This is a genomic window from Sphingobium sp. (genome assembly GCF_048594625.1).
Lineage (GTDB): Bacteria > Pseudomonadota > Alphaproteobacteria > Sphingomonadales > Sphingomonadaceae > Sphingobium.
This window is the reverse complement of the sequence record NZ_JBMDWL010000020.1, coordinates 1-14,525: the sequence shown is the minus strand read 5'-3', so window position 1 is coordinate 14,525 and position 14,525 is coordinate 1. Positions and strand designations below refer to the sequence as shown.

11 protein-coding genes, 1 tRNA gene and 1 pseudogene are annotated in these 14,525 nt (G+C 63.2%); 6 read left to right on the top strand and 7 right to left on the bottom strand.

From position 1 onward, the window contains the following. Window positions 1-441: pseudogene (locus ACOJSJ_RS02330) on the bottom strand (hypothetical protein); the annotation flags it as partial. A 100-nt stretch (window positions 442-541) separates the two neighbouring features. Here ACOJSJ_RS02330 and queF point away from each other — a divergent pair. The 3 genes from queF (at window position 542) to ACOJSJ_RS02315 (ending at window position 4,391) form a co-directional block, all read left to right on the top strand. Next, entirely contained in the window at window positions 542-1,003 is a 462-nt protein-coding gene (gene queF, locus ACOJSJ_RS02325; RefSeq protein WP_420143375.1) for a preQ(1) synthase, read from the top strand. 276 nt (window positions 1,004-1,279) lie between these two features. After that, window positions 1,280-3,931: a M1 family metallopeptidase gene (locus tag ACOJSJ_RS02320; protein WP_420143374.1), complete on the top strand. Its 2,652-nt coding sequence runs from the start codon at window positions 1,280-1,282 to the stop codon at window positions 3,929-3,931. A gap of 55 nt (window positions 3,932-3,986) precedes the next feature. Next, window positions 3,987-4,391, top strand: a complete 405-nt coding sequence (locus ACOJSJ_RS02315) for an NUDIX hydrolase (RefSeq protein ID WP_420143373.1) — start codon at window positions 3,987-3,989, stop codon at window positions 4,389-4,391. A gap of 30 nt (window positions 4,392-4,421) precedes the next feature. On the opposite strand, the gene ACOJSJ_RS02310 is transcribed toward ACOJSJ_RS02315, so the two are convergent. Then, on the bottom strand, window positions 4,422-5,741 hold the full coding sequence (locus ACOJSJ_RS02310) for an acetyl-CoA hydrolase/transferase family protein (protein WP_420143372.1): 1,320 nt from the start codon (window positions 5,739-5,741) through the stop codon (window positions 4,422-4,424). Window positions 5,742-5,855: 114 nt separating this feature from the next. Then, window positions 5,856-6,932, bottom strand: a complete 1,077-nt coding sequence (locus ACOJSJ_RS02305; protein ID WP_420143371.1) for a phytase — start codon at window positions 6,930-6,932, stop codon at window positions 5,856-5,858. 185 nt (window positions 6,933-7,117) lie between these two features. Between ACOJSJ_RS02305 and ACOJSJ_RS02300 the strand changes: the two genes are divergently transcribed. Then, window positions 7,118-9,883 (top strand): TonB-dependent receptor, encoded by a 2,766-nt coding sequence (locus ACOJSJ_RS02300; protein WP_420143370.1) that lies wholly within the window; start codon window positions 7,118-7,120, stop codon window positions 9,881-9,883. Between the two features lie 117 nt (window positions 9,884-10,000). Here the strand turns inward: ACOJSJ_RS02300 and ACOJSJ_RS02295 are convergent, their stop codons facing one another. From ACOJSJ_RS02295 to hspQ, 4 genes are all read right to left on the bottom strand, one after another. Beyond that, window positions 10,001-10,174: a DUF3606 domain-containing protein gene (locus ACOJSJ_RS02295; RefSeq protein ID WP_420143369.1), complete on the bottom strand. Its 174-nt coding sequence runs from the start codon at window positions 10,172-10,174 to the stop codon at window positions 10,001-10,003. Between the two features lie 54 nt (window positions 10,175-10,228). Continuing rightward, the gene (locus tag ACOJSJ_RS02290) at window positions 10,229-12,169 is read right to left on the bottom strand and encodes an OPT family oligopeptide transporter (RefSeq protein WP_420143376.1); all 1,941 of its coding nucleotides are present in this window, start codon (window positions 12,167-12,169) and stop codon (window positions 10,229-10,231) included. A gap of 123 nt (window positions 12,170-12,292) precedes the next feature. Beyond that, the gene (locus tag ACOJSJ_RS02285) at window positions 12,293-13,066 is read right to left on the bottom strand and encodes a GDSL-type esterase/lipase family protein (protein WP_420143368.1); all 774 of its coding nucleotides are present in this window, start codon (window positions 13,064-13,066) and stop codon (window positions 12,293-12,295) included. Beyond that, complete coding sequence (gene hspQ, locus ACOJSJ_RS02280; protein WP_420143367.1) at window positions 13,023-13,394, bottom strand: heat shock protein HspQ; 372 nt, start codon at window positions 13,392-13,394, stop codon at window positions 13,023-13,025. Before hspQ ends, ACOJSJ_RS02285 begins: the two co-directional genes overlap by 44 nt. Window positions 13,395-13,517: 123 nt before the next feature. Here hspQ and ACOJSJ_RS02275 point away from each other — a divergent pair. Then, window positions 13,518-13,607: transfer RNA gene (locus tag ACOJSJ_RS02275), tRNA-Ser, on the top strand. 274 nt (window positions 13,608-13,881) lie between these two features. Then, window positions 13,882-14,525 (top strand): BapA/Bap/LapF family prefix-like domain-containing protein (locus ACOJSJ_RS02270; protein ID WP_420143366.1); only part of this gene is annotated, 644 nt, incomplete at its 3' end.

Below are 14,525 nucleotides of genomic sequence, written 5' to 3'. Positions count from 1 at the left end.
TGCTGCCGCGTTGTCGGCGGCATTGTCGGAAACGCCGGCGGGGGCGGGTGCTGGCGTTTCGGGGCGTTTTGCCGCCGGTGCCGGGGTCTGTCTTGCGAGGGCAGGCGTCTGCGCCGGGCGTTCGGCGGGCGGACTGGCGCGCTGCGAAGACGGCGCGGGCGTTGATGGGGTGCGCGGGCGGCTGGGCTGCGGCGTGGGCTGTACGGTGGCGGACGGCGGGATGACGGTCGGCACGACGATCACGGGCGGGGTGGCGCGCGGCGTTACCGGATCGCGAAACACGTCCAGTTCCGGTCCCTGTTGATTGGGGCTGGGGGCAGGCGGCGTGGCGGTGGAGGGCGCATGCAGACCGGCACCCGGCGCCTCCGTCTGCTGGGCATGGACGGGCAAGGCCAGCAGCAGCGGCGCGGCGATCAGAAGCGGACGAATGTGAAACCCCATATCGACACGCCAAGGCACAAGATCGGCTGAACCGCAAGTGAACAATGCATGGGCGGGGGTGGGGCATGACATCAGCCGTGCAATGGCGTAGATGCGCGGCATGACCAACCTTCCCAACACCCCCCTGCATCTGGGGCAGACCAGCGCCCTTCCCACCAGCCCGGAAGAAGCGGTGCTGGATTATGTGCCCAATCCGCGCCCCGGCAAACCCTATCTGGTGCGCTTTACCGCGCCGGAATTCACATCGCTGTGCCCGGTGACCGGCCAGCCCGACTTCGCGCATCTGGTGATCGATTACGCGCCCGGCGACACGATCGTCGAATCGAAGTCGCTGAAGCTGTTCCTGGGCAGTTTCCGCAACCATGCAGCCTTTCATGAAGATTGCACCGTGGGCATCGGTCAGCGGCTGTTCGACGAAATGAAGCCGATTTGGCTGCGCATCGGCGGTTACTGGTATCCGCGCGGGGGCATCCCCATCGACGTATTCTGGCAGTCGGACGTCCCGCCCGCCGGCCTGTGGCTGCCGTCGCAGGATGTGCCGGGTTATCGCGGCCGCGGGTGAGACAAGCCTCAAGCACCAGAATATTTTCGTCATGCAGGGATTGACCCGGCATCCCCCTTTGCATGCCGATAACCGCCGCTGGGAAAAGCTGGACCCCTGACAAGTCCGGGGTGAAGACGGGCCTGTTTGACAAACGGGCAACAGGCTTCGACCAATGACATGGGCGGGCGCTACGCCCGCTTGACCGGGCGCGATAAAGGGCCGATCCCGCGTTGCATCGTGGTGCGTGATAGTGTCTCATCACCGCCATCAAGACGTGTCGGAGTCTGAAACCCTATGTCCCTCAAGAAAATCCTTCCGCTGCTGATCGCGGCTGCCCCCGTTGCGTTGGCGACCCCTGCGCTGGCGCAAGCCGCGCCTGCCGGTCCCGCCGCCGGGATCACGACGCAGCTGCCGCGCGGCGCGGCGCCCAGCCATTATGCGATCGAAGTCACGCCGGATGCGGCGAACCTGAAGTTCAGCGGCAGGGCGAAGATCAACGTGACGGTCAGCACGGCCATGCCCGCGCTGGTGCTGAACGCGGCCGACCTCAGCTTTTCGACCGTTACGCTGACGCCCGGCAAGGGCAAGCCGATCAAGGGCACGGCGAAGGTCGATGCCGCCGCGCAGACCGTGACGTTCGATTTCGGCAAGCCTCTGGCGCCGGGTGCCTATACGCTGGACGTCGCCTATGCGGGCGTCATCAACCAGCAGGCCAACGGCCTGTTTGCGCTCGACTATACCGACAATGCGGGCGCGGCGAAGCGCGCGCTGTTCACCCAGTTCGAAGCGCCCGACGCCCGCCGTTTCGTGCCGAGCTTCGACGAGCCGAGCTATAAGGCGACGTTCGACCTGTCGGCCGTGGTGCCTGGAGATCAGCTGGCCGTCGGCAACATGCCGGTCAAGGCGACCAAGGACATGGGCGGCGGCAGAAAGCTGGTAACGTTCGGCACCAGCCCCAAAATGTCGTCCTACCTGCTGTTCTTCGGCCTTGGCGAACTGGACCGCGCCACGAAGATGGCGGGCAATACCGAAGTCGGCGTCATCACCGGCAAGGGCAATACGGGCAAGGCGCAGCTGGCGCTGGATGCGTCCGCCAGCATCCTGCCCTATTTCAATGATTATTTCGGCGTCCCCTATCCGCTGCCCAAGCTGGATAATGTCGCGGGTCCGGGCCAGAGCCAGTTTTTCAGCGCGATGGAAAATTGGGGCGCGATTTTCACCTTCGAACGTGCCCTGCTGGTCGATCCGCGCTTCACGTCCGAAGCGACCAAGCGCCGCATTTATGAAACCGTCGCCCATGAAATGGCGCACCAGTGGTTCGGCGATCTGGTCACCATGGCATGGTGGGACGATCTGTGGCTGAACGAAGGTTTCGCCAGCTGGATGGCGACCAAGGTGACGGACAAGCTGCAACCCGACTGGGAAATGCTGCTGACCCGCGTCGGCGGTCGTGAGGCGGCGATGAACCTCGATTCGCTCGCCACCACCCATGCCGTCGTGCAGAAGATCACCACCGTCGATCAGGTCAATCAGGCGTTCGACGCCATTACCTATCAAAAGGGTGAGGCGGTCATCACCATGCTGGAAGGCTATGCCGGAGAGGATGTGTGGAAGGCGGGCATCCAGTCCTATATGAAGGCCCATGCCTATAAGAACACCGTGACCGACGACCTGTGGAAGGCGGTCGAAGGTGCGGGGGCCAAGGGGCTGGTCAGCATCGCGCATGACTTCACGTCGAAGCCGGGCATCCCGCTGGTGACCGTGGACAGCGCCCAGTGTCAGGGCGGATCGACCATATTGACGCTGAGCCAAGGCGAATTCAGCCGCGACCAGAAGGGCAAGGCACCGCTCAGCTGGAACGTGCCGGTCAAGGCGCAGACCGTCGGTGGCGAAGCGCAGCGCATGATCCTGACGGGTGGCAAGGGGCAGCTGACGCTGCCGGGTTGCGGCGCCTATGTGATCAATGCAGGGCAGACGGGCTATTATCGCTCGCTCTATCCCGCCGCCAATGTGCAGGCGCTGGCGAAGGAATTCGGCAAGCTGACCAGCATGGACCAGACCGGCCTGCTGGCCGATAATTTCCAGCTGGGTCTGGGCGGCTATCAGCCGATCGGGCTGGCGCTGGATCTGGTGGATGCGGTGCCCGCCACCGCGACGCCCGCCGTGCTGGCCGAAGTGCCGGGCTATCTGGCGAGCGCCTATGCGCTGGTGGAGGCGGACAAGACGGCGCAGGGCCGGGTCGCGGCCTATGCTTCGGCCAAGCTGACGCCACTGCTGACCGGCATCGGTTATGATGCCAAGGCGGGCGAGGGCGCGCAGGTGCCGGTGCTGCGGTCCGCGCTGGTGTCGACGCTGGGCGACATGGGTGACAAGGCTGTGGTGGCGGAGGCCAACCGCCGCTTTGCCGCGCTGAGCGCGAATCCGGCGGCGCTGGACGGGCCGCTGCGCAATGTGTGGCTGGGCATCATCGCCAAAAATGCCGATCAGGCGACATGGGACAAGCTGCGCGCAATGGCCAAGGGTGCGAAGAGCGATCTGGAAAAGAGCACCGTCTACGCGCTGCTGGGCGGGGCGAAGGATGCGAAGCTGGGCGCGCAGGCGCTGGACCTTGCAATGACGGACGAACCGGGCAAGACCACCAGCGCGGCGATCATCAGTCAGGTTGGTGCTGCGCATCCGATGCTGGCGGTCGATTATGTGCTGGCGCATCGCGCGCAATATGAAGCGATGATCGATGTGTCGGCGCGCAGTCAGGCGCTGGCCCGTCTGGGCGGCGGGTCGGCCGATCCGGCCATGGCGACCAAGCTGGATGCCTATGCCACCCAATATCTGACGCCCGAATCGCGCAAGGTGGTGGACCGCGCCATCGCGGCGGTGAAGACGCGGGTCGAAACGCGCAGCCGGTTGCAGGCGCCGGTCACCAGCTGGTTCGCGAAGAAGAAGTAAGACGCAAACAGGGGCGGTGGCGCGATTCACCGCCCCCTTTCCGCATGGGGTGGATATGGCACAGCTCGAACCTCGCGTCGGATGCGGCGCGGCGATATTGCGCGACGGGAAGCTGTTGCTGGTACAGCGGCTGCGCGAACCGGAAGCGGGCCATTGGGGGCTGCCGGGCGGCAAGGTCGACCTGTTCGAAACCATGGCCGCGGCGGCCGAGCGCGAGATTTTCGAGGAACTGGGGCTGAGGATCGTCGCCGGCGATCTGCTGTGCCTGACCGACCAGATCGACGAAGCGCGCGGCACCCATTGGGTTGCGCCCGTCTATCTGGTGGCCGATGCGGTTGGCGATCCCATGGTCATGGAACCCGAAGCGCTGGCGGGGTGCGGCTGGTATGCGCTGGATGCGCTGCCGCAACCTTTGACCGTGTCGACGCAGGCCGCGCTGGAGGCACTGAAAAGCCGTTAGGATCGCGCGAAGCGAACCGATTTCAGGCGATCAGCGCAAAATCCGCCGGGCGCGTGCTTCGCGTTCCAGATCGTCGCGGAAATCGGGATGGGCTATGGTGATGAGGGCGCGGGCGCGTTCCGACAGGCTTTTCCCCTTCATCACGGCCGATCCATATTCGGTGACGACGATATGCGTGTCGGTGCGCGGAGTGGTGACCGGGCCGTCCAGCCATGGCACGATCCGCGATACGCGGCCTTTGGCCGCGGTCGAATGGCAGGCGATGATCGACCGGCCGCCCTTTGACGCATAAGCGCCGCGCACGAAATCCAGCTGGCCGCCGGTGCCGCTATATTGGCGGCCGTTCATATGTTCCGAATTGCACGCCCCGCTCAGGTCCATCTGGATCGTGGCGTTGACGGACAGCACCCGGTCGTTCCGGGCGATATTATGCGGGGCGTTCACATAATCGACGGGATGGGCGATGACCGCCGGATTGTCGTGAATGAAGTCGTAGAGCGACTGGTCCCCCATGGCGAAGGTGAAGACCGATTGCCCCGGATGCAGCGCCTTCGCGCTGTTGTCGACCACGCCCGCACGGATCAGGCTGACAAGGCCGGGGGTCAGCAATTCGGTGTGAATGCCAAGGTGCCGGTGGTTCATCAGCGCGGCGCAAACCGCATCGGGCACTGCGCCGATGCCCATTTGCAGGCACGCCCCATCCTCCACCATGGCGGCGATGATCGCGCCGATCGCTTCGTCCGTGGCGTTGCGCGGCAAAGCGGGCACCTGACACAGGGGCACATGATGTTCGACGATCGCCGCGACGTCCGACACATGCACCATGCAGTCGCCATGGACATAGGGCATGGCGGGGTTCACCTCCACGATCAACCGCGCGTCGCTGCGCGCGACGGCCAGCGCATAGTCCGCGTCGGTGCCCAGGCTGAAACAACCATTGGCGTCCATGTTCGATACGGTGGTGATGAAGGTGTCGACGCCGACATGGTCCGTCAGCATGTGGGGAATCTGGCTGAACTGGACGGGCAGGACGTCGATCAGCGGGCTGTTGCGTGTCAACAGGGTGGCATCGGCGGCGCGTTCGATGCCGCCATGAAACAGGCTGATCTGACGCATGCGATCGGCGATGTCGGGGGACAGGATCGCGGCGGCCGACGCGGCGGGGGGCAGCATGGTGTAGATGCTGGCATCGCGCAGCGCATCTGCACGCACCCGGTCGGCCAGCGCGGCTGACAGGGCGGGGGGAAAGCTGACGGCAAGGCCGGTGGCGATCCGTGCGCCATGGGAGATCAGGGCGACGGCCTGATCGGCGGTCATCCGCTTCGCGTCATAGAGGGATGTGACGGTCATGCGCTCTCCTCATCTTTTGCCGGATTTTCATCCGGTCACGCGGAGAGCGCAATCCGACATTGGTGGGAAGGGCGCCAGATGGCGGGGCGCTCTTTCTCAGATCAGCGGACCGGATTAGCGAGGAAGCGCGAGCGCCTGAGCAATGTCATCCCAGGCGACCAGCTTGAAATTCTGGGCAGCGGCGGCGTTGTGGCCATCCTGCGCGATGAACAGACCGCCGGGATAGGCTGGGCCGAAATCGCCCAGCATCAAATCGATGCCGTCGGTTTCCTCCGACCCGCCGATGGCACCATCCACCACTCGGAAGCGGCCGACATAGCTGTCGTTGCTCAGGCGATAGGCGACATAGGCATTGTCGCCCTGTGACGAGACGAGGACATAGCCGTCCTTTTCACCGATGGCGGCGATGGCGACGCCTTCGGCATCCATGACCAGATTCTTGCCGTCGGCCGCCGCGATCTTGGTGGGGGTGGTGGCACCGGTCGCGCGCGCATCGAAGCGCCACAGGCCCACATCTTCCTCCGCCACGTAAAGTATGCCGGTGCGGTCATCGACGGCGCAGCCTTCCGACTGAGTGCCCAATTTCATCGTGCGGACGATCTTGCCAACGGGAACTGCGCCGGAAGCATCGATCGCGACCTGATTGATGGTCCCATCCTTCAGCACCACAAAGGCGTAGGTCGCGGCGGCATCGCGATACATGCAGACGCCATAGGCTTCGCCGCGGCCGCCATCGACCTTGCCCAGCGCGGTCAGTTTCGCATTTGTCGGGTCGAGCCGGAAGAGGGCGACCTTTGCGTTCGCCACGTCGTTACGGTCGCTCGCAGCGACGAGGATGCCGGGCGCGCCGTTGATGCCGACGCCGTCGCGCAGATCGACATTATTGACCCGCCCCGCATCGATGAAATCGCGCGTTTTGCCATCAAGGCCATAGACATAAAGGCCCGCTTTCTTGTCGGTGCCGACGATCAGGCTGGCGGCGGGATCGGCGGCGTTGCGCCAGATGGCCGGATCGTCCGCCGCGTCCGCATTGGGCGTGCCGACCGGCGTGGTTTCGCCGCGCGCGGTGACGGTGACGGCAGGCGTCGCATTGGCGATGCGGACTTCGACCGGCGGTTCGGCCGGAACGGTGGCGCAACCGCTAAAGATAAGAGCCGCGCCCAGCGCCGCAGCCGAAACGAAATTATGCATGATCCAGACCCCCGAATTTCGCCGCGCCTCTTGAACCGGATTCATGACGCCGATGTGACGATTTGGTCAGATTGGATGGCGATCACTGTCATGAAACTGACATCGCAAATTCATTCTCCTGACTTCTGCCGGTTCTAGGAGCCGCGCCAAGCCGACCGAAAAGGCGGTTCATCATGGGGGACATCATGCATCATTCATCCGTCCGGTCGCGCGCCGGCGTAAAGTTCGTTCGTCTGGCGCTGGTCTGCGGTATCGCCGGTTCCGCGCTGCTTTCGGCGCAGGTCGCTGCGCAGGCGCCTGCTGCCGAAGAAGATATGGGCGAAATCATCGTCACCGGCGCGCGCCCGATCGCCGAATCGGAAGCGGCCGCGCTGACCGTCCAGAAGAACAGCGATTCGCTGGTCGCCGTCGCCGCATCCGATTCCGTCGGTCGCCTGCCCGACCAGAATATCGCCCAGGCCACCAGCCGTCTGCCCGGCGTCAGCGTCGAACGCGATCAGGGTCAGGCACGCTACATCAACCTGCGCGGCGCGCCCAAGAGCTGGACCACCCTGTCGTTCGACGGCATCAACGTGGTCAGCCCGGAAGGCCGCGACGCCCGTTTCGATTCGATCCCGTCCGCCATTGCGGGCAAGATCATCGTGTCCAAGGCCGTAACCCCCGACATGCCGGGCGAAACGGTGGCAGGCAATGTGAACGTGGTGACCCGTTCCGCCTTCGACTATGATGGCTTCCACTTGGCTGGTAAGGGCGGCCTTGGCTTTGCCGAACTGGGCGATCGCAAGGAATATGAAGGTTCGGCGGTGATTTCGAACCGGTTCGACACCGGCATCGGTGAAATCGGCATATTGCTGGCGGGCAGCTATTACGAACGCAACATGGTGACCGACAATTTCGAGGTCGATCGTGAACAGGTGGCGCGCGATGCCCGTCCCGGCAATGCCACCCGTTTCTGGGCGCATGAGGTGGAAAACAAGCTGTATCGCCTGACCCGCAAGAACTGGTCGGTGTCCGGCCGCCTCGACTGGAAGCCCGATGAGCAGAATCTGATCTCGTTGCGTTCGGTCTACACCATTTTTTCCGATGACGAAGCGCGCGACAATTACCGGTTCGACCTGGACGATCGCGAATCCGACCTGTCGAACAGCAGCGCAGTCTGCACGATCACGCCGACGAACATGCCGACGACGTCGGGCTATGCCGACATCTGCATGGGCAACACGCCGCAGAAGGGCACGGTGTACGGCGTCGACATCCGCCAGCGTTCCACGCTGCGCGCATTCCGCCAGTCGATCTTCACCAACACGCTGGCGGGCGATCATGAATTTGCCGATGGCTGGAAATTGAGCTGGGTCGGCAACTATACCGAATCGAAGGACGACCGTTCGGTCACCGGCGAAGCGACCTGGGACAGCCCCAGCACCCGTACGGCGCGGCCGAGCGTGTCCTACGATTTCACCAACCCCAATATCTCGCGCCTGACGCTGTACCGGACGTTGCAGCTGGCCAGCCCGACCCGCTATACCACCGGGGATCAGGTGACGGCAGTCGACAGCTTCACCAAGCCGTTGTCGGGCTTCACCGTGCTGGACGCGGTGGATACGACCAAGGCCTATACCGGCCGACTGGTTCTGGCCCGCGAACTGGACAATGCGACGCTGAAAGCCGGCGTGCAATATGACCGCCGCACGAAGGTGGCCGACGAACGGCAGATCACGCTGAACGCCGCGCAGGCCGCCACGATCATGCCGACCGACTATAACCAGTTTTCGACCGGCCAGAAATTCCTGGGCGACATCCAGACCGGTTATGATTTCCGCTATTTCGACATCGACAAGATGAAGGCCGCGTCGAAGGCGGCGCAGGCGGCCTTTGCCTTTGCGCCCAACACCGGCAATAATTACGATGTGCGCGAAGAAGTCTTTGCCGGGTTCGTGATGGGCACGGTGCGCTATGACTGGGGTTCGGTCGTCGGCGGTGTCCGCGTCGAGCATATCAAGAACCGCGGCAGCGCCATTGGCACGATCGATGGCGTCAGCGGCCTGATCACGGCGCAGGCAAGCCAGACGCTCGCTTTCCCCAGCCTGCACGTCAATTACAATGTCGACGATACCAAGAAGCTGCGCCTGTCGTTCAACAGCGGCGCCGCACGGGCCGATTATGACCAGTTGCGCCCCAATGTCGTCGTCAACGACAGCAATGAAGCCATTTCGGGCGGCAATCCGTCGATCAAGCCGGAACGCGCCTATGGCGTGGACGCCTATTTCGAATGGTATATGAAGCCGCAGGGCTATCTGATGGTCGGCACCTTCTACAAGAAGATCGAAGATGTGCTTTATACGTCGGCGCGCCGGTTCGGTTCGACCGCGCTCAACAGCAACGGGATCGATCGTTCGGGCTATATCTTCAACGGTCTCGTCAACGGCGGTTCGGGTCGCATCTACGGCATGGAAGCCGCGGCGCAGTTGCAGCTTGAACCCTGGACGCAGTCGCTGGGCCTGCCCGATTTTCTGGGCGGCTTCGGTGTTTCCGCCAACATCACTCTGAACAACAGCAAGGTCGACATCGGCGGTCGCGACATGCGCCTGCCCGGCACGTCGGACTTCGTGTATAATATCGGCGGCTATTACGAAAAATATGGCCTGTCGCTGCGCCTGCAATATCAGAACCGCAGCAAGTGGCTCGACACGGTCGGCACGCTGGCCGATGCGGGCGATACCTATTGGGCTTCGGACGACGAACTCGATTTTTCGGCGCGCTATGCGATCACGAAGAATTTCGAAATCTATTTCGACGCGTCGAACCTGCTGAACAATCCGGGCCGCCGCTTCGCCGATCCGGCCAGTCTGCTGACGGCGGCGGGCACGCCGACCAAGAGCATCACCGGCCAGACGATGGAATGGGAACGTTTCGGTCGCCGATATACCGGTGGTTTCCGCTTCAACTTCTGATCGGGGTATCGATCCTGGAGCATGATCCGGTCAGATTGCATCAATCATGCTCCAGTCACTCTCCGCATGATCCAAACGAAAAGGGCCGCGTGTCGCGCGGCCCTTTTCGTTTGGTGATCATCCTGCGATGTTGAGATAGGCCGCGACCGCGCTGATGCTGTTGCCGACGATGTCGACGGCTTCTTCCAGTTCATCCCGCGAGACGTTGAAGCGCGAAGTCCAATAAAGCACCGCCGCTTCGCTATCCAGCCTCACGCGCTCCGTGTCCGGCTCTTGACTGATGATGCGCACTCCTGTCCAGTCGGACAGGGATAACGCATCGCCGTTCGCGCCTTTCCCTGCCCTTTAGGACAGGGGGCTGCTCGCCCAGTTTTTGAGCTTGGCATAAAGACCCGCGATCACGCCTGCAAAGACCAGCACCGACAGCGGCACCGCCCAGTGGCTTTCGCCCACCAGCGCGAGCGGCGCATCGCTGTCCGTGCCAGCCACGATCCCGGCGAAGGCGACGCCGAACAGGCTTTCGCCCACGATGAAACCGGTCGCCATAAGGACGCCCATGCGCTCTGCAAATTCGGGGTTCGACTGACGCAACGCCCAGCGATTGTAGAGATGGCCGACTACCGCGCCGACCGGGATCAACAGGGTGAGCGCCATCGGCAGATAGATGCCCATGCCGACCGCGAGCGGGGGCAGGCGCAGCTTGCCCGATTTGCCGAGCAGTTCGTCAATGGCGATGACGACGACGCCGATGCCGGCGCCGATGCCGATCAGGCCCCAGTCGAGATCGCCGCCCAGAACGCCCTTTGCCAGCGCGGAAATGAGCGCGGCCTGCGGTGCGGGCAGGGCGCTGTCCTTGGCGCCAGGCGTACCCGCAAAGCCGAAAGCGCTGTTGAGCAGGTCCAGCACCGGCGGAATGACCAGCGCGCCGAACAATACGCCCAGCACCAGCGCAACCTGCTGTTTCCATGGGGTCGCCCCCACCAGCTGACCGGTCTTCAGGTCCTGAAGATTATCGTTGGAAATGGTGGCGATGCCGAACACGATGGCGGTGGTGAACAGGGCGTAGGCGATCAGCGCCTGCGTCTGCGACGGGTCGCCATGACCCGAACCGTAAATGGCGGCCAGCAGCAGCGAGGCGCCCAGTACGGCAAGGATGCCGACGCCGGAAATCGGGCTGTTCGACGCGCCGATCAGGCCCGCCATATAACCGCATACCGATGCGATCACGATGCCCGCGACCAGAACATAGGCCAGCGTCAGGCCGATGATCGGCACTGGATTGGCGGCGATGGGACCACCCTGCGCGAAAATCCACAGCAGCACACCGATGGGGATCAATGTGGCGAGGATGGTTCCGCCGACGATGCCGATGGGCAGATCGCGTTCGGTGATGTCGAGATCGGCGGCGTTACCCGATTTGCGTGCCGCATTGGCGACCAGCGCGCCGCGGATGCCGCTGACGATGGGACCAAGGATCTTGAGCAGGGTCCAGATGGCGGCGACGCCGATCGTGCCTGCACCGATGAAGCGCGCTTTCATGCGGAATGCCGTGCCGACGATGTCGGACAACTCCGCCCCCGCTGGCAATGGCGCGGTGAGATAGGGGACGAGGCCGACCCAGCTGATCAGCAGGCCGATGAACATGGCCGCGCCCACCGACAGGCCGACGAGATGTCCGACGCCGATCAGTGCCATCGAAAAGCTGGTCGATACCGATGTCGCGCCCGCGCCGAATTTGAAGAAGGTGGCGGCTTCTTCGGCCAGAATCTTCGTCTTGGCGATGATGGAGAAGCTAGCGGCGGCAACCGCGCTGGCGACGATGGCGGCCAGACCGCGCTTGTTTTCTTCAAGCCCTTCGCGCGAACCGGCGCCGACCTTCAGCACTTCGGCGGCGGCGACCCCTTCGGGATAGGGCAGGTCGGACCCGGTGACGAGCGCGCGGCGCAGCGGGACGGAATACATGACCCCCAATATGCCGCCCAGCGCGATGGTGCAGGCCGACAGCCAATAGGGGAAACCATGCCACCAGCCGATGATGACGAGACCGGGAAGCACGAAGATAATCGCCGACAGCGTGCCCGCCGCCGACGCGATGGTCTGGACGATGTTGTTTTCAAGGATCGTGCCGGTGGCAAAGAGCCGCAGCACCGCCATGGAGATGACGGCGGCGGGAATCGACGTGGCGAAAGTCAGGCCGATCTTAAGGCCGAGATAGACATTGGCCGCCGTGAAGACGAGGGTGATGAGCGCGCCGAGTATGACCCCGCGCAGCGTCAGTTCGGCCATGGCGTGGGTTTGCGCGCCCTGGCCCTTCACATTGCCTGTCACAGTCTGTCCCCTTGCCTTCGCTCGAAATCTGAAACCGCTGGTAATAATGTTACCGGGGCGTGGATCAATCGGAAAGTAGGATTAGAAGGCGTTTCGGGCCGTCTTCACCGGCGGCAGATGGTCCAGCCAGGCGTCGATCAGGGTGGTCCAGCGCTGATAGCCGCGCGCATTCATGTGCAGCCCGTCTGGCCGGAAGAGCGACGCATCGGGCAGGCCGTCCCGCGCCAGCAGCGTGGTGCCGACGTCCAGATAATCGAAGCCGTCTACTTTTGCGCGGGCGGCGACTTGCGCATTTACCTGCGCCATTTTCGGCTGGAGCGTCCAGCGGATCGGGCTGGGTTTGAGCGACAGATAGAGGATCGGCGCGCGGGGATAGTCCGCGCGCAGTTTTTTGAGCAGCGTCAATATGTCGCGCGACACAGCGTCGGGCGCCTTGCCCGCCGCCAGATCATTTTCACCGACATAGACGACCACGGATCGTGGCGGGACGGGCGGCAGCAACCGCTTGTAATAATGGAGCACATGCGCGGTGGTTGCGCCGCCAAAGCCGCGATTGACGGTGCCGATGTCGCTGAAACTGCCCGCTATGTCCCACAGGCGAATGCTGGAACTACCCAGAAACAGGGTGGCGTCCCGCACCGGCAGGCCCGCGCTGTTAGCCTTTGCAAAGGCCTCTATTTCCTTGGAAAAAGGAAAAGTCGGGTCGGCATTGGGCGCTGGGGGCGGGGGCGGCGCTGCCCATATCGCGCCCACGCCCGCGCAGGCGAGCAGCAGCGCGCCGAGCCGCCCAAGCCGCAAGGGCGCGGACGACTTAATGGCGGTGGAGCGGGCGCAGCGAATATTTGCCGTCCGCATAGGGGCCGAACATGCCGGTGATGGCAGGGTGGTCGACCGGTTCGTCGCTATCGTCGGCGACCAGATTTTGCTGGCTGACATAGGCGACATAGCTGGATTCGCCATTTTCGGCGAGCAGGTGATAAAATGGCTGGTCCTTGTCGGGCCGGGCGCCTTCGGGGATCGCTTCATACCATTCCTCGCTGTTGGCGAAGACCGGATCGATGTCGAACACGACGCCACGAAAACCGAACATGCGATGTTGCACCACATCGCCGATGCTGAAACGGGCATGGGCGATCGGCGGAGCGGTAATGCCTGCGCCGAAAATCTGAATCGTGTCTTTCATGCACTCAATTTAGGAGCCTATTGCGCCGACACAAGAAAAATACCTGAATGGACGCTTGGCAAGGGCGGAATCATTCGCTAATGGCGCCACCTCGACCGGGACGGCGCACGCCGGACCTTCTGCGGAGAGGTGGCAGAGTGGTCGAATGCACCGCACTCGAAATGCGGCGTGCCCGTGAGGGTACCCAGGGTTCGAATCCCTGCCTCTCCGCCATTTACCTCTGAAATCGCTCTCTTTTCCGTTGCATCGGCGGCGCATAGCGTTCCCTGAGCGTTGGAGGCCGTTTTGGCCCGATTGCGCCGCTCATACAGCATAGCGCCTAGAAAAATCAGCGGTTCTTACGTCCGAAATCGATTCCGAAACCGGAATCCTTGCTTTGCAAATCAGTAAGCCGCCGTTCTTCTGCTTGTGTCGCGCACCCCTGCGTCCTGCCCGGTCGTCCGGGTGCGTGATCGTATGTGACGGGGAATGTGCGGAGAGAATTACCATGGCGGCCGAAATTATCGATAAATTGACTGGTGCAACCGTCCAGTCGCCTGTCGATACCATCACGCTGAACGACCCGAGCGTCGTTCGACTGCCGCTGAACAGGGAAGCGGTCGCCAGTCTGGAGCAGGACGGGAAGGATCTGATGATCCGTCTGCAGGACGGAAACGTCATCAAGGTCAACAATTTCTATGAACGGATCGACGGGGCGACAAACGATCTGGTGCTGCGCGACAGCAATGGGAACCAATGGCTAGCCAGATCGGGCGGCCGTTTTCCGCGTTTCTCCCTGCTGAACGATCTGGACGAACTGATGGCGGCTGCGGGTAGCAGCGGTGCGGCAGGTTCGTCGCTTATCATCCCCGCTGTGGTTGGCGGCGTTGGCGTCGCTGGCGTGGCAGCATCCGACTCCGCCGCCGATGATGACACGGATGCAGATGCTGATGCGGACGCGGACGCGGATGCTGATGCGGACGCGGATGCTGATGCTGATGCTGATGCGGATGCCGATGCGGATGCGGATGCGGATGCGGATGCCGATGCGGACGCGGATGCGGATGCGGATGCGGATGCGGATGCGGATGCAGACGGTGACGTCGAGGAGCCGGAACCGCCTTTGGCTAAAGTGCATGAATCAGGCACATT